The 19,622-nt window shown below is 44.1% G+C and carries 18 protein-coding genes; 11 read left to right on the top strand and 7 right to left on the bottom strand.

The window, feature by feature from the left end:
* Nucleotides 1-23: 23 nt before the first annotated feature.
* Genes AAAA78_RS17635 through gshA form a run of 4 tightly spaced genes read left to right on the top strand, consistent with a single transcriptional unit; the run spans nt 24 to nt 4,337 of the window.
* Entirely contained in the window at nt 24-893 is an 870-nt protein-coding gene (locus AAAA78_RS17635; protein ID WP_340593450.1) for an ArsA family ATPase, read from the top strand.
* A complete protein-coding gene (locus AAAA78_RS17630) occupies nt 890-1,969 on the top strand; it encodes an ArsA family ATPase (RefSeq protein ID WP_340593449.1) in 1,080 nt (359 codons plus the stop codon). The genes AAAA78_RS17635 and AAAA78_RS17630 overlap by 4 nt, the downstream gene beginning before the upstream one ends.
* Nucleotides 1,966-3,063: a tetratricopeptide repeat protein gene (locus AAAA78_RS17625; protein ID WP_340593448.1), complete on the top strand. Its 1,098-nt coding sequence runs from the start codon at nt 1,966-1,968 to the stop codon at nt 3,061-3,063. Before AAAA78_RS17630 ends, AAAA78_RS17625 begins: the two co-directional genes overlap by 4 nt.
* Nucleotides 3,064-3,083: 20 nt before the next feature.
* Nucleotides 3,084-4,337, top strand: a complete 1,254-nt coding sequence (gshA, locus tag AAAA78_RS17620; protein WP_340593447.1) for a glutamate--cysteine ligase — start codon at nt 3,084-3,086, stop codon at nt 4,335-4,337.
* A 15-nt stretch (nt 4,338-4,352) separates the two neighbouring features.
* Here the strand turns inward: gshA and AAAA78_RS17615 are convergent, their stop codons facing one another.
* Both AAAA78_RS17615 and AAAA78_RS17610 read right to left on the bottom strand, forming a co-directional pair.
* Nucleotides 4,353-5,612 carry a hypothetical protein gene (locus AAAA78_RS17615; protein WP_340593446.1) on the bottom strand — a complete coding sequence of 420 codons (1,260 nt, stop codon included), beginning with the start codon at nt 5,610-5,612 and terminating at the stop codon, nt 4,353-4,355.
* Complete coding sequence (locus tag AAAA78_RS17610) at nt 5,609-6,358, bottom strand: TIGR02147 family protein (protein ID WP_340593445.1); 750 nt, start codon at nt 6,356-6,358, stop codon at nt 5,609-5,611. Before AAAA78_RS17610 ends, AAAA78_RS17615 begins: the two co-directional genes overlap by 4 nt.
* Before the next feature lie 258 nt (nt 6,359-6,616).
* On the opposite strand from AAAA78_RS17610, the gene AAAA78_RS17605 reads away from it, so the two are divergent.
* Nucleotides 6,617-7,249 (top strand): hypothetical protein, encoded by a 633-nt coding sequence (locus AAAA78_RS17605; protein ID WP_340593444.1) that lies wholly within the window; start codon nt 6,617-6,619, stop codon nt 7,247-7,249.
* Nucleotides 7,250-7,252: 3 nt separating this feature from the next.
* Here the strand turns inward: AAAA78_RS17605 and AAAA78_RS17600 are convergent, their stop codons facing one another.
* Complete coding sequence (locus AAAA78_RS17600) at nt 7,253-7,888, bottom strand: carbonic anhydrase (protein ID WP_340593443.1); 636 nt, start codon at nt 7,886-7,888, stop codon at nt 7,253-7,255.
* A gap of 67 nt (nt 7,889-7,955) precedes the next feature.
* On the bottom strand, nt 7,956-9,455 hold the full coding sequence (locus tag AAAA78_RS17595) for a leucyl aminopeptidase (protein WP_340593442.1): 1,500 nt from the start codon (nt 9,453-9,455) through the stop codon (nt 7,956-7,958).
* 117 nt (nt 9,456-9,572) lie between these two features.
* Between AAAA78_RS17595 and AAAA78_RS17590 the strand changes: the two genes are divergently transcribed.
* Together AAAA78_RS17590 and clpX are read left to right on the top strand one after the other, a co-directional pair.
* Nucleotides 9,573-10,211: an ATP-dependent Clp protease proteolytic subunit gene (locus AAAA78_RS17590; RefSeq protein ID WP_295904447.1), complete on the top strand. Its 639-nt coding sequence runs from the start codon at nt 9,573-9,575 to the stop codon at nt 10,209-10,211.
* Nucleotides 10,212-10,217: 6 nt separating this feature from the next.
* Complete coding sequence (gene clpX, locus AAAA78_RS17585; protein WP_340593441.1) at nt 10,218-11,510, top strand: ATP-dependent Clp protease ATP-binding subunit ClpX; 1,293 nt, start codon at nt 10,218-10,220, stop codon at nt 11,508-11,510.
* A gap of 54 nt (nt 11,511-11,564) precedes the next feature.
* On the opposite strand, the gene AAAA78_RS17580 is transcribed toward clpX, so the two are convergent.
* Nucleotides 11,565-12,038 (bottom strand): DUF2127 domain-containing protein, encoded by a 474-nt coding sequence (locus tag AAAA78_RS17580; RefSeq protein WP_340593439.1) that lies wholly within the window; start codon nt 12,036-12,038, stop codon nt 11,565-11,567.
* A gap of 198 nt (nt 12,039-12,236) precedes the next feature.
* On the opposite strand from AAAA78_RS17580, the gene AAAA78_RS17575 reads away from it, so the two are divergent.
* From AAAA78_RS17575 to AAAA78_RS17565, 3 genes are read left to right on the top strand one after another with little or no spacing between them, the layout of a single operon-like run.
* Nucleotides 12,237-12,449 (top strand): hypothetical protein, encoded by a 213-nt coding sequence (locus tag AAAA78_RS17575; protein WP_340593438.1) that lies wholly within the window; start codon nt 12,237-12,239, stop codon nt 12,447-12,449.
* A 36-nt stretch (nt 12,450-12,485) separates the two neighbouring features.
* Nucleotides 12,486-14,195, top strand: coding sequence for a sensor histidine kinase (locus AAAA78_RS17570; RefSeq protein WP_340593436.1), 1,710 nt, complete (start codon nt 12,486-12,488; stop codon nt 14,193-14,195).
* 41 nt (nt 14,196-14,236) lie between these two features.
* On the top strand, nt 14,237-14,848 hold the full coding sequence (locus tag AAAA78_RS17565) for a response regulator transcription factor (RefSeq protein WP_340593435.1): 612 nt from the start codon (nt 14,237-14,239) through the stop codon (nt 14,846-14,848).
* On the opposite strand, the gene AAAA78_RS17560 is transcribed toward AAAA78_RS17565, so the two are convergent.
* Nucleotides 14,845-15,243, bottom strand: a complete 399-nt coding sequence (locus AAAA78_RS17560; protein ID WP_340593434.1) for a response regulator — start codon at nt 15,241-15,243, stop codon at nt 14,845-14,847. The two genes, AAAA78_RS17565 and AAAA78_RS17560, sit on opposite strands and share 4 nt — an antisense overlap.
* Entirely contained in the window at nt 15,240-16,694 is a 1,455-nt protein-coding gene (locus tag AAAA78_RS17555; RefSeq protein WP_340593433.1) for a sensor histidine kinase, read from the bottom strand. Before AAAA78_RS17555 ends, AAAA78_RS17560 begins: the two co-directional genes overlap by 4 nt.
* Before the next feature lie 407 nt (nt 16,695-17,101).
* On the opposite strand from AAAA78_RS17555, the gene lon reads away from it, so the two are divergent.
* Nucleotides 17,102-19,594 (top strand): endopeptidase La, encoded by a 2,493-nt coding sequence (lon, locus tag AAAA78_RS17550; protein WP_340593432.1) that lies wholly within the window; start codon nt 17,102-17,104, stop codon nt 19,592-19,594.
* Nucleotides 19,595-19,622 lie beyond the last annotated feature (28 nt).

The following is a 19,622-nucleotide window of genomic DNA, read 5'->3' as shown; positions in this document are numbered from 1 at the left end:
GGTCAGCGACACTCTAAGAACTTATGAAGCAAGAGATTCACTTTGTGACCGGAAAAGGGGGAGTGGGAAAGTCGGTGATCGCCGCAGCCCTGGCCCTAAAGAAGAGCCGCGAGGGCAAAAAAGTCCTGCTCGTCGAGCTAGGTGATCAGAGCTTTTTTAAGGATTTTTTTGAGCTTCCCTCGGTGGGTTTTCAGCCCACATCCATTCGAGAAAATCTGTCTTTGGCACTCTGGACCGGAGACGCCTGTCTCCAAGAATACGCGCGCTATCTCATCAAAGTTGAAAGTCTGGCAAAATTATTTTTTGAAAATGCGGTGATGAGAGCCTTCATCAACGTGGCACCGGCCTTGCCAGAACTGGCCATCTTAGGAAAAGTAACAAGTGGTCCGCGCAAACACGGTCCTCCTTTGCCATTTGACTGTTTGGTTGTCGATGCGTTTGCTACAGGACATTTCATCGCGCTTCTTGAAGCTCCTAAAGGAATGGCGCAGGCCGTACAGTTTGGTCCGATGGGAGAGCAATCACGTAGTATCGATGCCTGCATTCGAAACGAAGATCTGTGCAAATATCACATCGTGACCTTACCTGAAGAACTTCCAGTGAAGGAAGCAACGGAGCTTGTGCAAAGATTAAAGGCCGAGTTTTCAATTTCCTCAGAACTCATTCTTAACAAAATGGTTCAAACAAATATTCCGGAAGCTTCTCTTAAAGAAGTGCAAAGCGAAGACTCAGACCTTGGCAAATTTGCCGCCTACATCGAACATCAACTGGCTCATCAAACGGAAATGCGCGAAAAAGCTCAGAAGACAACAGAGAACATTCTTTCAGTTCCTCTATTCTTTGAAACAAAACCGTGGAGCCTTGTAGAAAAAATTGCGGAGGTTCTAAAGTGAGCATCCGCAGTTTTGAAAACATAAAAATTCTTGTCTGTGTAGGAAGCGGTGGAGTCGGGAAAACCACGGTGGCGGCATCTTTGGCGGTGCTTGCCGCTAAAGAAGGAAAAAAAGTTTTAGTTCTCACGATTGATCCGGCCAAGCGTCTTGCGCAAACCCTGGGGATCGAAGGAACGAAAGACATCACGAAAGTTCCAGGCCAAAATTTCAAAGGCGAGCTTTATGCTTCCGTCATTGATCACAAAAAAACATTTGATGACTTTGTCGCAAGAGCCGCCAAGAAAAGCGAAGCGGTTCAGAAAATTTATAAAAACCGCCTTTATCAGCAACTTTCAACAAACTTAAGCGGCTCTCAAGAGTTTACGGCGTTAGAAAAACTCTACTCTTGCTATGAGTCTCAAGAGTTTGATTTGATTATTCTGGATACGCCACCAACAAAACATGCCATCGACTTTTTACAGGCACCACAAAAACTTTCGGCTCTTTTCAATGAAGGTGTTGCGAAGTGGTTCCGTGATCCTGACGGAAAAAAATCAGGTTTCTTCGGGCAGCTTTTGCAAACGGGAACAAGACAGGTTCTCAAAATCTTAGAAACTCTCACGGGCTCTGGTTTCATTCATGAACTCGGCGATTTCTTCGTCAACATTGAACAGTGGCAAGAACAGCTTTTAAAAAGAACCGTGGACGTACATAGAATGATGGTGGCTCCCACAACGCATTTCTGTCTTGTGACGTCCTTTGATCAGGCGAAACTCAAAGAAGCTGAGTACTTTTTAAAAGAAATTAAAAAAGGTGGCTACCACCTGACCACGGTTGTTTTGAATAGAGTTTTCCCTTACTGGCTAGACCTCCGTTCGGAAGGGAAGTCAGAAAAAGCTCATCAAGACCTTGTGAGCTTGTACTCGCAAATGAGGTCCTACTACAATCAAAGGGACGTTTTGTATCAGGGCTTTGAAGCGAATATGAAAAAAGACGCCCGCGTCTTTAGAATTCCTGACCTTGTGAAAGACATTTCTGATTTGTCGGGTTTAGAAGAACTCAGTGATTTGATTGTGGAAGGGGAAAAGAAAGCATGAAATGGATCTTAATTGCTTCTGTGATTTTGCTTTCCGGTTGTGCCAGCCTTTTTGAAAATCGCATGAGTGAAGAAGAAGTCGCACAGATTCGTGCGCAGAAGGCTTCCGAGGAAGCTGAAGTCGTGAATGCTGAAAAAGTGCTCGAGAAAGCACGCTTTGAAGAAGCAAGAATTCTTTTCCGTGATTTTCAAGGTCGTCATTCTCAATCTGTTTTTTTTCAACAAGCTCGCCTTGGAGAAGCTCAATCTCTTGAAGGATTGGGACGTTATCAAGAAGCGGCCGATCTTTATCGCGACATCTATTTAAAAACTTTAAAGCATCAGCCGGAAATCGCAGCGCTTGCTTTGTATCGCATGTCGTTTGCTTATGAAGCATTAGGTGATGATTTAAAAACGGTGGCAGCGCTTTTAGACGCCAGACGAATGGGCGAGCACTTGCCTCTGGAAGTGGCGTATGCAGAAGTGCCTGCGCGTTTGGCAGCGGCGTATGCTCGTCAGAACAGAGAAAACGAAGCACTCACGTACTTGAATGAAGCTGAAAAAGGCATTTCGATTGTTCAACAAGAAAAAGGCGCCAATCTTAGATCTGACTGGCTTGCAAAAACATACGTGCAAATGGGAACTGTGTCCACGAATCAGCTTTCCAGTGATAATTTCTCGGAATTTGTTCAGGGCCAAAAGCTTGTTCAGGTGTATTTAATTAAAGCGTTGCGGTTGAATGACTCTGCTTGGTCACCGCGGGCTTTGAGTAAGCTTCAAGAAACTTATCGCGATCTTTATACTCAAGTGGAGTCTGCAAAAAATCGCGAGACGCAGAACAGCCTGGGCGGAGATCTTTTTGATCTGCTGGATCAAGCCGAACTTTATCGTCCTATGACAGGGCAGAAAATGAATTCCTATGAAAACTCATTCTTTGCGTATCTGTCTGAAGTTAGAAAGAAAACAGAAAAAATAGTTTACGGAAGCGGCGGGACAATGAGTCTCACGGAAGAATCTGCGAAACTTAACAGCCTGAAGCGTGGCTTGCCACAGACAAAGAAACGCTCTATACCTCTTCCTCCCAAAGTTGTTCCTGAAGAAGATCCGAACTTGTAAGAGGAACAAAGGAGATACCTATGGCGAAACTAATACTGCACAAACAAACTCTCGCCAATATGAATGAGATTTGCGCGTGGTTTTCATCAAAGACGGCAAATCTTTCTTATCCGATTTACTCAAGCTACGACATTCGTGATTCGGGTTATAAAATTTCAAATGTCGATGCCAATATTTTTCCAGCAGGTTTTAACAATATCTGCCCAACGGATAAAGAAACATCGATTGGCCTGATGAACAAGTACATCACTAAGCACTACGGCCCTGATGTAAAAAACATTTTGCTTGTCACAGAAGAACATACTAACAACGCGTTCTATTGGGAAAACGTTCACACGATTCGCAATTTGATTGAAGCAAGTGATCGCGTCGTTAAAGTGGCCATTCCCCGTGAATTGCCAGAGCCTTTAAAACTCACAAGCTCCGCAGGCAACGAAGTCATCGTACACTCTGCTTTAAAAGACGGTGAACTTTTAAAAACATTTAAGCCTGACATTATCATCAGCAATAACGACTTCTCTGAAGCTTACGAGGATTGGGCACAAACCGTGACGGAATTCCCAATGAATCCTCCGCGTGAGTTGGGTTGGTATCAGAGAAAGAAAAGCACGTATTTCAAATACTACAATCAACTCGTGAATGAATTTGCAGAGATCACAAAAATTGATCCTTTCTTGCTTCGAGTTGAAACGGAACTTTTTGAAAATTTCGACATCGCCGATGAAAACAGTCGTAATGCTTTGGCTGAAAAAGTCGATGCAATGTTAAATCGTCTGCGCGAGGAATATAAAAAACGCGGTATCAACCAAGAGCCTTTCGTGTTCGTAAAAAATAACGCGGGGACTTATGGTTTGGCGGTGATTCGTGTAGGCTCTGGAGCCGAAGTCAAAGAATGGTCTTACAAATCACGTAAAAAAATGAAAGCCGCTAAAGGCGGACGTGACGTGGAAGAAGTGATCATTCAAGAAGGCATTCCGTCCATTGTTCAAGCCGATGGCGCAAGTGCTGAGCCGGTGATTTACATGATCGGTTGTGAGCTTGCGGGGGGCTTCTTGAGAACTCACGCAGAAAAAAGCTCAACAGACAGTCTGAACAGTCCAGGCGCTGTTTACAAACGCCTTTGTGTGTCGGATCTTGCGATCAATACTCCAGGATGCCCGCAAGAAAACGTATATGGTTGGACTGCGAAATTAGGACTGCTAGCCATCGCGCACGAAGCGCAAGAGTTGGGAGCGACTTTCAAAGGATACCAACCTGTCGGTTGCGGAAAGTAGCCTTAAGGGCCTTTGTTAAAAGCAAAGGCCTAGTTCCGAAGTCATAACTCCGTTTTCATCTAGGGAAACAACACTGTCGGACGAAAAGTTTCTTGGAGTAAATATCACGCTTTGATTCAACGGACTTCTGCAAGCCGCGCCACCTAAAGCGATCTTGCGCAAGTTCATCTCTTTATCAAAAGTAAATTGAGTTTCCACTGTCACGGGCTTAAACGGGTCCCAAGCAAGAACGTAGTTTGTTCCGGCATAGTTGAGTTGAAACTGCTCTGCGGTCGACAAAGCGCCTTTCACCGTGACAGGCTTTTCGTTGGCATCAAACTCCCAAGAAGTTCCGCTAATTATGAACTGGCCTTTTGCACTTTCATAAGGAATGAAAGGAAGCGCGCATTCATTCTTTTGAACGAAATCAGAATTCACGCGTAAAGAAATCAAAAGACCTTCGGAATTTAATGTCACAGTTCCAAGCTCAGGCGTTGTCGCAGTGTCGTCGCAATAAAATTTGAAATACGAGCGTTCAAAAGGATGACGGCCCGACAAAGAAGCTCTCACTACATTGCCATTTTCAAAAACAAGAATGCTGTTGTTCCATGCACCTTTTGTGTCTGTGTACCCCAAAGCTAGATTCAGACCTTTATATTCGTAATTCGTAAAATGAAGTTCTTGAAGCAAAGCCAAGTATTCTTGCGCAGACAAAGTTTTTAAACCATCTGCATGAATAAACGAATTAAACGCGCGGATTCTTTCCGATGTTACCTCAAACGCGAGGCTGTTCATGAATTCACGGTAGATTACTTCATGAACAATCAAAGCTGCTTGGTTGTCAGCATCAAGTTTATTCCACAAAGTGCTATTCACGATGTAACGAGACTTATTCAAGATCGACGGGTTTCGTTGGAAGACCGCTTGCTCTAGCTTGCAATCCGTCGGCAATGTCACAAGGCCTGCATCCGGAGTTTTCACAAACTCATTTGCGGCAGCCACAAACGTCGCAGAACCCATAAAGTCCTGAGCCCATAAACGGTACATCTTTGCGCGAGCAGGATCTAAAGAATTTAAGCGCGACAATAAATCCACGGCTTTTTCCACAGCCGAAGATTTGTTTGAATAAGACGCCACCAAACCATGACGTTCAGAAACTTCATAGAGATCCAAAGTTTGAGCTTTCACGCCTCCCGCACAGAGGATTGCAAAACCCGCGTTGCCACGGTCATACCAGTTGTTAGCTAGTGCCACAGAAGAAAGAACAAATGCTGATAGAAAAACTAATGATTTCATTTTTGCACCTTCGTCACCGGAAAGAGCTGCACGTTCAAATTATAAACGTCGGTCTTCGGTCCTTGAGTCATAAGAGTCGCCATCTTACGACGGAAAGTTTTAATCAAACGTTTCGCCTCAGGAATCTTTTTTCTATTCATCGGGAAAGTGATCGAGGTCACGTCACGCAATTCCAAAGGAATGCGGTCCATATTGTCGAGCACTTGCACCAAGGATTGTTTGTGAGAGCGACGTAAAGACTCCGAAGGAATATTGTGTGTCGTCTCAAGTTGTTTTTGCGTGACGATGAATTTGCCGTTCTCAATGTTAAGTAAGCCAAGGCGGCAAAGTCTTTCAATAGCAGCGGAAGCGACTTCCACGGGAATATTCAAACGGTCTGCAATCCACGCTGGAGAAGGTTGGAAAGTTTTTACCGGAACCAACGCAAGAATCGCGAAATGATACCAGTCACAGATCACGGCGAACTCGTCCTCTTTAAGTTGAACTTCGGGTAAAAGAGTTTTGAGTTTTCTTTTATCGAATTCGATCAAACTTTTTAAATGTTCAAAATCATTATCAGCTAATCCCAAACCTTTGATGACTTGACGACCAATACTGACCGTCATGATGCGACGACCGTTGATGTAGTCACTTAATCGGCTGGAAGGAATACCCAAGACTTTTGCGAACTGAGCATTCGTAAGCGCAGGATTGTAAGAGCGACGACGCTGATATTCATTTAATAAAAATTCTGAGGTTTTGTTCATAACGAGGATTTTTATGGCGAACCCGCGAAGAGAGTCAAAGGCTTAATAACCTTGGGGAATTAGAGGTCGGCTCCTATTGAAAATTACCGGTAATTGTGACTGAAATTTAAGAGCTTGCAGAAAAAATTACACAAGAAATCTGGCTTAAAAGGCCCGACTAAAGCCAATTTCACTAAGACTTATGCCTAGAACCAACGAGAAAATGCGAGACCCTCTATGCTCGCATGTTAATCTACATGAAAGAGGGACCTACAGTTTATGAGAAAATTCTACGGAGTGTTTTGTCTTTTTGCTTTGTGTTTTGTCTTTGGTTATTCCGTCATCAACTACACAACAGATGAATATCAAGTGAATCGCGATCCTGCTGCGATTAAAAACACGTTCGACTTCTCACACCTGCGTGGTGAAAAACTTCATGAAGCTGTCAAACAACGCCTGCTTTCGGGTCTTGAGCTGCGCAAAACTTCGGGCGGCGCTGGGATCGGCTTAGGTCACTTTGTTTTCGTAAATCAAAACGGCGAAAAGAAATTAGCTTGCCAAGAGTTTGGAAAAGTCGCTTTGTCTTTTGAAGCTGAAGGTGTTTCTGTCGCGGGTGACAAGCCTGTGATGGAAATCGAGGGTCGCTGTCAATTTTCTGCAGACATGGCGAAAATCAATCCGCTGTTTTTACCAGTTGCAAAGATCGTGGGCGAGCGCCCTGGCGACGGTGAATTTCAATTTAACGAAGGCTCGGCTGTTACCGTTCGTTTTACGAATCTTCCTGAAGAGTGGCCGCGCACTTGGTTGCTAAAATCCGTGAAGCTTGTGAATGAAAAAGATTCGGAAGCTTTGGTGATTGAAAGCGATGAAGTGGCACGATACCTCGGCCACCCCATGGTTCTTAATTTTTAGAAATTAAATCTCAACGAACTTTCTTTGTTCGTAACTGAACTCAAGGAGTTTTCCTCCTTCGAGCTGGAAAAACCAACCGTAAATTTTCAATTCATGAGCTTTCATTCGTTCTTCAATGAACGGGAAGCTCATAAGATTTTCCATAGAAATCAAAACGGCTTTTTTCGCACATGAATTCAGTTGTTCTTTGAGTGGCGCATTGGGGATTTCACGTAAAACTTCAGTACGAGCTTCCGCCGCAATTTTCACCCAAGAACCGATGAAACTTTGTGAGCTGTTGTCATGGGTACCAGTCAAAAGCGCGTGGATGCCGCCACATTGTTCATGACCAAGAACAATGATGTTTTCTACTTTTAGATTTTTAACGGCAAATTCAATCGCGGAACTGACCCCGTGGAATCCGCCGCCTTCTTCATAAGGAGGCACGAGATTGGCCACGTTGCGGATCACAAAAATATCACCAGGATTTGCTTGAGTTAAAAGTGCAGGATCAACACGAGAGTCACTGCAGCCGATAATCAGCGTTTTCGGTGCCTGCCCATCGGTTCTGAGGTGATCGAAAAGATCCGTGTCTTTTACAAAGTATTTATTTCTGAAACTATGAAATCCGTCGACTAGCTTTTTAACTTCATCAGACATAAAAAAACCCTCAAGAATTTTATAATTCAAGAGGGTTTCTTTGTTTATCAATTATTGCAAAAAATGATTAGGCGTGTTGTTTCGCGAGTTCCACGAATGTACGCACCATCACACCAGAAGCACCTTTTTTCGTGCAGTATGGAAGACGATTTCCAACAGCCCAGCCAGTGCCTGCGATATCAAAGTGGGCCCAAGGAATGCCTTCGCCCACGAATTGCTCAAGGAATGCTGCTGCTGTTGCAGAGCCCGCACCTTTACCCGCAGAGATGTTCGAAAGATCAGCGTAAGTGCCTTTCATATCTTTTACGTGGAAGTCGACAAGTGGCATGTTCCATACCCACTCACCAGATTCAACAGCGGCTTTTTCAACTTTGTTTTTCAAAGCGGAATTGCGAGTGAAGTAACCTGTGTGTGTATTGCCAAGAGCAACAACCATCGCACCTGTCAAAGTCGCAGCATCAACAATCACTTGTGGTTCAAGCTCTGTTGCGTATGAAAGTGCATCTGCCAAGATCAAACGACCTTCAGCATCTGTGTTGTTCACTTCGAACGTTTTGCCGTTACGAGCTGTGTGAACATCGCCTGGCTTCGTCGCTGCAGGACCTACAAGATTTTCAGTAGAAGCAACAAGACCCACAGCATTGATTTTTAATTTCAATTTCGCGATCGCAAGCAATGTGCCGATCACGTTCGCGCCACCGCACATATCGAATTTCATTTCTTCCATACCTGCAGAAGGCTTAATAGAGATACCACCGCAGTCGAAAGTCAGACCTTTACCTACGAACACCACTGGCTTTTTAGAAGCCGCAGCTCCTTTGTATTCCATGATGATGAAACGTGGTTCTTGGGCAGAACCATTTGATACGCCCAAAAGACCGCCCATGCGTTCTTTCTTAATGCGTGCTTTATCCCAAACAGTCACTTTAAGGCCTGTGCCTTTTGCAGCATCAACTGCAGAGTCTGCAAGAATTGTTGGCGTCATCAAGTTGCCTGGCATATCACCCAAACGACGAGAGAAGTTTGTGCAAGTCGCAAGGATCACACCTTCGTTGAAAGCGGCTTTAACAGCTTTGTCAGCAGCCAATTTAGTCACGATGTGAACGTCGATTTCTTTTTCTTCTTTTTTACCGGACATCAATTCGTTGAATACGTATGAAGTCAGGATCAAACCTTCAACAGTGGCTTTTGTGAAATCAGCGGCGTCTTTTTTAGAAGAAGTGATGCCATCAAAGTGCAAGGCCGCTTCTTTCACTCCCAAAGCTTTAACCGCTTCGAAAGCTGTTGCTACAGATTGACGAACGCTTTCATGATCAATCTGATTTTCTTTGCCCAGACCAACAACGATCACATGACGGAAGCCTTTGTAATTCATTTCACGGAAAGTAACAGCTTCTTGGTGTTTTCCAGTGATCGATTTTTCTTCCAAACAAGCAGCTAGTTTTTTGTTGAGCTCAGAATGAGTCACTTTTGCGAGCTTATCTTTTTGAGAAGATGACTTAGAAAACACGACCAAAGCCGGGCAAGTCAGTGTTTCGATGTCTTTGTTGAGCAAGTTGAAAGCCATATGAACCCCTTAATATGATTCGGTTTTGTGAAACGTTAATAGATGTAGCACAGCAGTTTTACGGGTCAAAGGCTTTTTGATAAAGTCTTGTCTAAGTATTCCGATAGGTAGCACAGAATGACACCTCAATCACAACCACAGGAGACAGCAGTGGCACTCATTCCATACGTCATAGAGCAGACCTCAAAGGGTGAAAGATCATACGACATCTACTCCCGCCTTTTAAAAGACCGTATCGTGATCCTTGGATCAGCGGTGACGGACGAGGTTGCAAACGCGATTATCGCGCAGTTCCTTTTCCTTGAAGTGGATAATCCAGAAAAAGATATCCATCTCTATATCAACTCTCCAGGTGGTAGTGTTTCTGCGGGTCTTGCGATCTACGATATTATGCAATTCGTAAAATGCGATGTGGCTACATACTGCATGGGTATGGCGGCAAGTATGGGTTCACTTTTGCTCACAGCGGGAACAAAAGGAAAGCGTTACAGCCTTCCGAACACGCGCATCATGATCCACCAACCTCTTCTTTCTGGAGGCGGTTTGTCAGGTCAAGTCACTGATATCGAAATTCATGCGAAAGAGTTGCTCAAGACAAAAGAAAAACTCACTCGCATTTATGAAACGCACACAGGCAGACCTTATGATTTCTTGAGAGATCAGATGGAAAGGGATAACTTTATGGACCCTTACCAAGCTAAAGAATTCGGATTGCTTGATCACGTTGTTGAATCTCGTAAAGCGAAAAAAGGATAACAACCAATGACGACTAAAGATACTAACGGCGCATTGAGATGCAGCTTCTGCGGCAAAGGCCAAAAAGAAGTCAAGAAGCTGATTGCGGGTCCTGGCGTTTACATTTGTGATGAGTGTATCGACCTTTGCAATGACATCATTGACGAGGAAAAAGAGCGCGAGACAGCGGTCAAAGGAACGTTCAAAGTTCCGAAACCGTCTGACATCAAAACTTATCTTGATGATTACGTGATCGGCCAAGTGCAGGCGAAGAAAACTTTGGCTGTTGCGGTTCACAATCACTACAAGCGCGTGAACGCGATTTCCAATGGTAAAAAAGCCAACGACGTTGAGATGCAAAAATCCAATATCTTGCTTATCGGACCAACGGGTTCCGGTAAAACGTTGTTAGCACAAACAATTGCTAAGATTTTGAACGTGCCATTTGCAATGGCCGATGCGACGACTTTGACGGAAGCCGGTTATGTCGGTGAAGACGTTGAAAACGTAGTATTAAATCTTTTGCAAGCTTCAGACTACGACGTAGAAAAAGCACAGCGTGGCGTGATCTACGTGGATGAGATCGACAAGATTTCTCGTAAGTCGGAAAACCCATCAATCACTCGCGACGTGAGTGGTGAGGGTGTTCAGCAAGCACTTCTAAAAATTCTTGAAGGCACGGTGGCGAATCTTCCTCCGAAAGGCGGTCGTAAACATCCGCAACAAGAATTCATCCAAGTTGATACAACAAATATTTTGTTCATCGTGGGTGGTGCGTTCGTAGGTCTTGATAAGATCATCGAAAACAGAACTTCAAATAAAACAATGGGTATCGCAGCGGACATCCGCACGTCAGAGGAAGTGGAGAAGAGCTCCAACCTTCTTGCGAAAGTGGAGCCAGATGACCTTTCTAAATTCGGTTTGATTCCGGAGTTTATCGGTCGTTTGCCGGCGATTGCAGTTCTTGCGCCTCTTGATGAAGAAGCGTTGATGGACATCTTGGTAAGACCAAAAAATGCCATCACAAAACAATACCAAAAGCTTTTCAGCTTTGAAGGTGTTGAGTTGAAGTTTACAGACAAAGCTCTTCGTGCAGTAGCACAAATGGCTTTGAAACGTAAAACAGGTGCCCGCGGTCTTCGCGGTGTTCTTGAAACGGCGATGCTGGATATCATGTACGACATTCCTTCAAAATCAAACGTGAAGGAAGTTGTAATCGATGAAAACGTGATCAACGACGGCGCACAGCCAATGTTGGTTTACAAAACGGACGAAGAAATCCAAGCTGAAGAAGAAGCAAAAAAGAAATCTTCTGCGTAGGATCCTAAAACAAAATTTGAAAAGAAAAGAGGGCTGGCAAAACCAGTCCTCTTTTTATTTCGGAATGTCGTAAGCATTTTTTTCTTCTTTGGTGGAAAAACGATCGCGATTCATTGCGAGATAAATAACGACTCCGATATTCACAATCGTTATCCCCATTTTTATCCACGAGAAGCGATGAAAGAGTTCATAAAACTCATAGGGCAGGTAAACCCCACCAGAAATAATGCCCAGCCAGCGGGCCCAGGTGCGCTCATACCACAGGCCATACGCTTCCGCAAAACGCAGGACCGAGTAAACGACGATACCCACCGCTAAAAGTAAAATGGTTTTATTGTTCACGCCCCAAAGAATTTGCAGCAGCGCTTTAGAATAGTGATGCTCCGGATTTAATCCAATGTTCGCGGTTAAAATATTTCCGATATGTTGAAGATGGAGATGAAGATATTCCAGCAGGCCCAAGCCGCCAAAAAGGACGAAAAGACCTTTAAGTGCTTCAGCAATGGCAATCCAACGTAAGCCCGACACAGCTCCTCCTAAAGTTCATCTTTGCAGGAGAATTTCTCTGCCTTCGTTACGAGTGTGCGAAGATGATGAGATTAGTTTAATAAACAGAGAAACTCTTACACAGTTTACGCTCGAAAATTTGTAAAAGCACAGAGCTTTGGAAATCTTATTTATACTTAAAAAGCTCCTTCATAAACTCTCTTTCAAGCGGGGGGGAGTATGAAGGAGCAAGTCATTGCTGCCATGCTGACTCTGTCTTTGGCTCTTGGTTTTATTTTTTCCATCGAAGTTTTAGCGCAATCAAACCGAACTGCAAAAATCTCTTGCGAAGAGAAAATGCAGAAGTACTGCCAAAATTCAGAGGCTGGCGACGGATTGAAAACGGAATGTGAATGTCGTGACGATGTGAAACTTTTGGTGCGCAATCGCTAGACATCTGCGTCTTTGACATGGTGAAATCACGTCACCATGTTTTCTTTTGTCATTTTAGGTATTCTTATAACATGTGTTCTATGCACCGTTTTGTCGGTGTTGTTGTGGCCTTACAGGCGTTCGACGGTGCACGGCTTTTTATTGGTAACTCAAATCATTCACGCTTTGTGGGCGTTTTTGGTTTTAAGTATTTTTGTCACAGATGATTTTGAAACGCGTGTGCTGTTGACACGGATGCGACAGTTGATTTTGCCAACGGTCGTGTCGATGGGCATTGTGACCATCGTGATGGTGTTTTACCGGCCTTTCTGGGAAAGATATAAAAGATATTTTGTTCTTCTCTTTATCATTCCGGCAATCACGATCCTCGGAAATATGGCAAGTATTCTGGGATTTTCTTTTGCGGAGCATCTGGTTTTCTATAACTTTCAGGAGTTTCCCGGCTACAAAGGTCTTTTGAGCTACAGCTTAGGTCCTTTGATTTCGATAAATTTTATTCACGGCTCTCTGGGCATTCTTCTTCTCAACGTCATTTACATTCACAACGCCATTTGTGCCAAGGGCCTGCGTCGCAAATACGCGATTTATTTCTTACTGGGAAGTGTACTCTCTACGAGTCTGGATCTTTGGGGTATGTACATTTCGCCAAATCCTATCGCGAAACAAGTCTCTGTAGGTGGATTCTGGGTCTTTTGTTTAATCATTTATTTTGCGGTCACGCGATTGGAATTTCTTGATATAAAATCTTTAGCGCAAGAAAGAGTGATTGAAAATCTCCCAAACCCGGTTGTGACACTGTCCCCGCATGGGGAGCTGTGGGACGCCAATAAAGCAGCCAGAGATCTTTTCTCCTTAAAGCCTTCGGATCAAGGCCGGCCTCTAAAAAATAACTCAGAGCTTCGAGAGCTTTCGCGGAACTCCGGAAATCTAACAACACAAGATAAAGTCTATCAGGTCTTTCACTATGAACTCGCCACTCAAGGCGGGGAATCTCACAGCTCAGTTTATGTCCTAAATAACATCAGCGACATTGTGCAATTGAATAAAGATTTGGAAGAAAGCAATCTTGTTCTAAAACATCTCACAGACTTCAACAAAAGAATTCACGCCGTTCTTTCCCATGATATGTCAGGCTCCTTGGGAAGTGTGCACACACTTCTTACGGGCATGCGGCACATGAAGCCGGACTCTGCGGAATACAAAACATACGTGGATCGTCTTATTGATGCGAGTTCCGCTTCCTTGACGTTATTGCAAAATGTTTTGGCTTGGAACAAAGAAGACAAAGAAACCAAACGCATTAGTTTAAAACCCATCGTGGAGTCTTCGATCCGTCAGCTTTCTGCCCAGGTGATCAGTAAGAATATCCATGTTGAAACTTCATTTCCCGAAGGGGACGTGCATGTTTGGGGAACAAAAAATATTCTAGAAGCGATCTTTAGAAATGTTTTATCGAACGCGATTAAGTTTAGTCATGCTGAAGGAAAAGTCCAGCTCACCTGTCATCATCGCGAAAAGTGGATTGAGATCCTTGTTCAGGATTGGGGAGTGGGGATGACGCCGGAAGCGGTAGAGCGTCTTGTCTCTGGCACAAACCAAGAGCGTGAAGCGCAAGAGGGTTTCGGCGTCGGCATGCACTTTACTATGAATTTTATTAAAGAGATCAAAGGACATTTGCATATCGAATCGGAAGTTTCTAAGGGAACTCGTGTTCATCTGCGCTTTCCTGCAGAAGTTCTTGCATAGAGTGTTTGACTCTTTTTCTAACAACCGAGAACCTAGTTTTTATGAGATGTTTTATTGTTGAAGACCATCCGCTTACACGCGATGGCATGCGAATGGCCTTTCAGGAAGTGATTCCGCAATGTGAAATTATTGGGGAAGCTTCCGATGTATCCTCAGCGGTCGAAAAAATTCTAGCCTTATCACCGCAAATCGTGTTTCTAGATCACACTTTAAAAGGCGGTACCGGTATCGATGTGATAGAAAAAGTGCGCGCATCCGCTTTGGGTCTTCGCTATATTCTTGTCACACAAACGCAAGACAGAACCACTTTGCAGCGTTACAGAAACTTGGGCGTAAAAATATTTATTTCAAAACTGAATACCAAAGATGAAATGAAGGCAGCCTTTGAACATTTTCAAAAAGGCACAAGCTATATTTGCCCCTCGTTACAAGAAGTCATGAATGCCCCCAATCCTGCCGAAGTTTTAACTCGCAGAGAGCTTGAAGTCGTTAAACTGATCGCTACAGGTAAAACTAATAAAGAGGTTGCAAGCGTACTGGGTTGTACAGACCACACAGTAAAAACTCACAAGGCGAACATCATGGAAAAGTTGAACTGCTCCACTTCTGTCGAAATCACCGTGTGGGCCCTTAAAAACCTAGCTGAAACTTAAAGACTGGCTGGTGGCAAAGAAAGATCTTTGCGAAGCATATCGCCCAGCAAATGGAAGTCGACGGGCTTGCTTAAAAAGCGTGTGGCCCCGAGGCTGTCGGCTTTAAGGCGAAACTCCGGAGATTCATAAGCGCTGACCATATAAAATGGAATATTGGCATTCATCTCATGAACTTTTTGAAGAAGTTCAAATCCATCCATGTCAGGCATGTTGATATCGGAAAGAATCAAATCAACGGGCGGAATATCTTTGCGCTCTAAATAGCGCAAACAATCAGGAGCGTTCAAAAAAGACACCAGATTCAAATCGCCTGAGTTGGCAAAAAGCTTTTTGAACTTCAGTTTGTATAAAAGATGAGTGTCTGCCTCATCATCAACGATCACAATATGAATCATGGATTTGGTCTCTCATGTACAAGTGGTAAAGCCATGACAAACTCAGTCCATTGGCCGAACTCACTTGTATACTTTAAAGTGCCTCCATGTTTTTGGGCAATATTAAAAGCAACAGTCAGACCCAGACCAGCCCCTTCTCCTGCGGCCTTTGTTGTTAAAAATGGATCAAAGATTTTTTCACCCAAAATAGCTGGTATGCCGACACCATTGTCACGAATAGTGATTTCCGCCATGTCTCCGCGCACGGCCGTGGACAGTGTCAACTCAGGCTCGAAGTTTTTATTGGTGATAACTTTTTTCTCTAAAGCGTGAATGGCATTGTCCACAATATTCGAAAGCGCACGCAAGAGGGACGTTGCATAGACAGGGGCCACGACATTATCACTCAAACGGTAAGTAACCTTTGGCGGAACATAACTTGAACCCAAAGCGCGTGTGGAGATTGTTTCCTGATAAGCGCGTTTAAGAATCTCGTTGATATCCGTGCTTTCCAAAACATCACTATCATAACCTGAAAGGATCTGCATAGAGCGCACAATTTGGTCAATGCGTTGACTGTGTTTTAAGACAACACGGCTGATTTCTTTTACTTCTTCCAGATTTTCTGAGTCCGTTAAAAGCTCACTGAAATTCAAAACAAAGTTCAACGGATTGCGGATCTCATGCGCCACACTGGCAGTGAGACTTCCCAAAGAAGCCAGACGTTCCTGGGCCACCAAGGTCGCTTGCATGCGTTTGATCTGCAACATGGCCTTTTCAAGACTTTCATTTTTCGTCGTCAACTGACGCGTGCGATCCGTGACTTTTTGTTCAAGAGCCTGGTTTAAAGATTCCAATTTTTGGTTGGCTTCTAAAAGCTCCGAACGGAAGGTGTTGATGGAGGCAACGAGAACATCCAATTCGTCTTCTCCACGATGGTGCGGTCGATGCAGTTGCAAATCTTCGTTGGCCCTTCCTCGATTGCTTTTTAAGTACTGAGCAATATGCTGGATGTGAATGACCAGAATCTGATTGAAAATGAAGTACAAGAAGAACACGACGACCATGGTTTTCGCCGCTTGACGGATGAAAATCCAAATCGCTTCCTGGAAATATTTTTGGCGCAAAGAACGAACATCCAACTCCACGTCCAGAGTTCCTAGAATTTCGTTCGTATTTTTGTGGTAAATATCAAAGCGTTTGTGGCTCTCTTCAGTCGGATCGGATTTCCCGGATTCGTAGATCGTTTTGTTATCTGCCACAAGACGAAGGTAGCTAACACCCTGCAAACGGCTAAGACCATCGAGCTGGATTTCTAGCAGTCTAGTGTCATAAGACCACAAGTGTTCGGCCATGGAGTCGAGGTAGGAATTTTTAATAATGGCGAAGTTATTTTGTAGTTTGTCGAAGTCACGCTGGTAGTCCATAAGGAGCTGAAACGCCGTTAAAATAAGCGTGGCAAAAGAACTCACGGCCCATGTCGCAATGAGAAGCTTTAGAGAGAGAGAATTTCTGCGGAACCAGCGTCTGGGATCTCTAGGTGTCACAGTGCACTTATCGAACAATTTGGACAAAAAGGGCACGAAAATCTGACTCCCGGGAATTACAATTAGGAAAGATTCTCAAAATCCGACGCAAATAAGAATAATTTTCGAGTAACATTAGGCTCTTTAATGATGCCCAAAATGTGAGCAATTTGGACTCGTGGCAAGGACCAGAACTCTTTTTTTTCCAAATATATTTACTTCCCAGTAATCGAACACATAGTTAAGCTTATTAGTAGGAACAGCGAAGGTTGGATAAGGATATTTAACCGACGCAGATCCGGCTTGTGTCCTATGCACAAGTAAGCTCGTTAACCCACAGGGAGGGAGAGGATATGAGCGAGGGAAAAGTACAACAACTACCACTTTTGCCCCTAAGAGACCTCATCATTTTTCCACATATGATGATGCCATTGTTTGTAGGTCGCGAAAAGAGTATCAACGCTCTTGAAGAAGCGATGAGCAAACAGACAGATATCGTTTTGGCGGCTCAAAAAGACGCTAAGACAAACAATCCCGAACCTAAAGACATCTTTGCTATCGGAACCGTGGGCACCATCATTCAGCTATTACGCCTGCCTGATGGAACTGTGAAAGTTTTAGTAGAAGGCAAACGTCGTGTAAAGATTAAGAATTTCTTAAACAACGACAACTTCTTTATGGTTTCTTGCGAGGCCTTGGATGAAGACCCAACGAACATCGTTGAGGCCCAAGCTTTGGTTCGCTCCGTCAAGTCGACTTTTGAGACTTACGTAAAACTTAATAAGCGAATTCCACCAGAAATTTTGATGCGTGTATCGACTATCGAAAATCCTGGTGAACTTGCGGATATTATTGTTGCGCAACTCAATTTGAAACTTGAAGACAAACAAGCGGTGTTGGAGATCGTTGATCCTTCAAAACGTTTGGAACATTTGCTCAACTTGATGACAGGTGAGATCGAAATTCTTGAAGTGGAAAAGAAGATTCGTACTCGCGTGAAGAAGCAAATGGAACGCTCTCAAAAAGAGTACTACCTCAACGAACAAATGCAGGCGATCCAGAAAGAACTTGGTGAGAAAGACGATTACCAAGCAGAACTTCAGGATCTTGAGGTGAAGTGTAAAGCTAAGAAAATGTCCCAAGAAGCTAAAGACAAGGTGATGAAAGAGATTAAAAAACTCAAAATGATGTCACCAATGTCAGCGGAAGCGACTGTGGTTCGTAACTACATCGACTGGGTTCTTTCACTTCCTTGGTACGATTACAATGAAGAGAAACACGATCTTAAGAACGCTCAGCGCATCCTCGATGATGATCACTGGGGTCTTGAGAAAGTTAAAGACCGTATCCTTGAATACCTTGCCGTTCTTTCAATTTCGAAAGACATGAAGGGTCCTATCCTTTGTTTGGCAGGTCCTCCAGGGGTTGGTAAGACATCTCTTGCAAGATCAATCGCTGAATCTTTGAATCGTCCTTTTGCGCGCATCTCTTTGGGTGGCGTGCGTGACGAAGCTGAGATCCGCGGTCACAGAAAAACATACGTCGGTGCGATGCCAGGTAAAATCCTGCAAGCGCTTCGTAAAGTAGATAAAGGAAATCCACTTGTTCTTCTCGATGAGATCGACAAGATGGCCAACGATTTCCGTGGTGACCCAGCAGCAGCGATGCTTGAGGTGCTTGATCCTGAACAAAACAACAACTTCCAAGATCACTACTTGGAGTTGGAATACGACCTTTCAAAAGTGATGTTTATCGCAACGGCGAACTCATTGCATACAATCCCACGTCCATTGTTGGATCGTATGGAGATCATCAATCTTGAAGGTTACATTGAGCAGGAAAAATTCCACATTGCGAAGAACTACTTGGTTCCGAAGCAATTGGAAAACCATGGATTGAAAGATTATAAAGTCACGATCAAAGACGAAACGATCCGCGACATCATTCGTTACTACACGAAAGAAGCCGGCGTTCGTAACTTGGAAAGACAAATGGCCAATGTGTGCCGTAAGGTCGCTAAAGAGATCGTGATGGGCGAAGCTGTTGAGAACTTTAAAGCAGAAGCGAAGGGCGATAAAAAGTCCGCTTCTAAAAAAGGCGCGAAAACAGCAGCGAAGACAACAGCAAAACCAGCAGGCTATGTGGTCACTCCGCAAAAACTTGTTGAGTTGTTGGGTCCTCACAAATTCAAGTTCGGCGTGATTGAGACGGAAAACGAAATCGGTCTGACGAACGGTATGGCTTGGACGGAAGTGGGCGGTGACCTTCTTGCTGTCGAAGTGAGTGTGGTGCCTGGTAAAGGTAAATTCACAGTCACGGGCCAACTTGGTGATGTGATGAAAGAGTCTTGTGCAGCAGCGATGAGCTACGTTCGTTCAAGAGGTCCTTTGTTTGGTTTGGACAAAGAATACTTCTCAAACATCGACGTGCACATCCACTTGCCCGAGGGTGCGGTTCCTAAGGACGGTCCTTCTGCAGGTATTGCTCTGACGACTTCGATTGTTTCTGCGATCATGAAGATTCCTGTGAAGCGCACAGTAGCGATGACAGGTGAGATTTCTCTTCGTGGCCGTGTGATGGCAATCGGTGGCTTGAAAGAGAAGATCCTAGCCGCTCACCGCGGTGGCATTAAGATGATCATCTGTCCTAAAGAGAACGAAAAAGATCTCAAGGACATCCCTAAGGAAGTGATGAAAGATCTTAAAGTGATCTTGGTGGATCATGTAGACCAAGTATTGATCAACGCTTTGGATATCAAATCGCCAAAAGAACTTTTCAAAGTTCAAAAAGAGCGCGAATTCGGTATCAAAGCCCAATACACAGGCCAAGCCATCCATCACCACTAAAAGGTGCCTGCTTCTTTTTTCTGGCAAT

Source organism: Bdellovibrio sp. BCCA, from assembly GCF_037996825.1.
GTDB lineage: Bacteria > Bdellovibrionota > Bdellovibrionia > Bdellovibrionales > Bdellovibrionaceae > Bdellovibrio.
This window is presented reverse-complemented; position numbering and strand designations above follow the sequence as displayed.

Bases quoted from the DNA above. Each gene is read 5' to 3' on its own strand.
- AAAA78_RS17635 (WP_340593450.1), top strand. From the start codon at position 24: ATGAAGCAAGAGATTCACTTTGTGACCGGAAAAGGGGGAGTGGGAAAG.
- AAAA78_RS17625 (WP_340593448.1), top strand. From the start codon at position 1,966: ATGAAATGGATCTTAATTGCTTCTGTGATTTTGCTTTCCGGTTGTGCC.
- gshA (WP_340593447.1), top strand. From the start codon at position 3,084: ATGGCGAAACTAATACTGCACAAACAAACTCTCGCCAATATGAATGAG.
- AAAA78_RS17615 (WP_340593446.1), bottom strand. From the start codon at position 5,612: ATGAAATCATTAGTTTTTCTATCAGCATTTGTTCTTTCTTCTGTGGCA.
- AAAA78_RS17610 (WP_340593445.1), bottom strand. From the start codon at position 6,358: ATGAACAAAACCTCAGAATTTTTATTAAATGAATATCAGCGTCGTCGC.
- AAAA78_RS17605 (WP_340593444.1), top strand. From the start codon at position 6,617: ATGAGAAAATTCTACGGAGTGTTTTGTCTTTTTGCTTTGTGTTTTGTC.
- AAAA78_RS17600 (WP_340593443.1), bottom strand. From the start codon at position 7,888: ATGTCTGATGAAGTTAAAAAGCTAGTCGACGGATTTCATAGTTTCAGA.
- AAAA78_RS17595 (WP_340593442.1), bottom strand. From the start codon at position 9,455: ATGGCTTTCAACTTGCTCAACAAAGACATCGAAACACTGACTTGCCCG.
- AAAA78_RS17590 (WP_295904447.1), top strand. From the start codon at position 9,573: ATGACACCTCAATCACAACCACAGGAGACAGCAGTGGCACTCATTCCA.
- clpX (WP_340593441.1), top strand. From the start codon at position 10,218: ATGACGACTAAAGATACTAACGGCGCATTGAGATGCAGCTTCTGCGGC.
- AAAA78_RS17575 (WP_340593438.1), top strand. From the start codon at position 12,237: ATGAAGGAGCAAGTCATTGCTGCCATGCTGACTCTGTCTTTGGCTCTT.
- AAAA78_RS17570 (WP_340593436.1), top strand. From the start codon at position 12,486: ATGTTTTCTTTTGTCATTTTAGGTATTCTTATAACATGTGTTCTATGC.
- AAAA78_RS17565 (WP_340593435.1), top strand. From the start codon at position 14,237: ATGAGATGTTTTATTGTTGAAGACCATCCGCTTACACGCGATGGCATG.
- AAAA78_RS17560 (WP_340593434.1), bottom strand. From the start codon at position 15,243: ATGATTCATATTGTGATCGTTGATGATGAGGCAGACACTCATCTTTTA.
- lon (WP_340593432.1), top strand. From the start codon at position 17,102: ATGAGCGAGGGAAAAGTACAACAACTACCACTTTTGCCCCTAAGAGAC.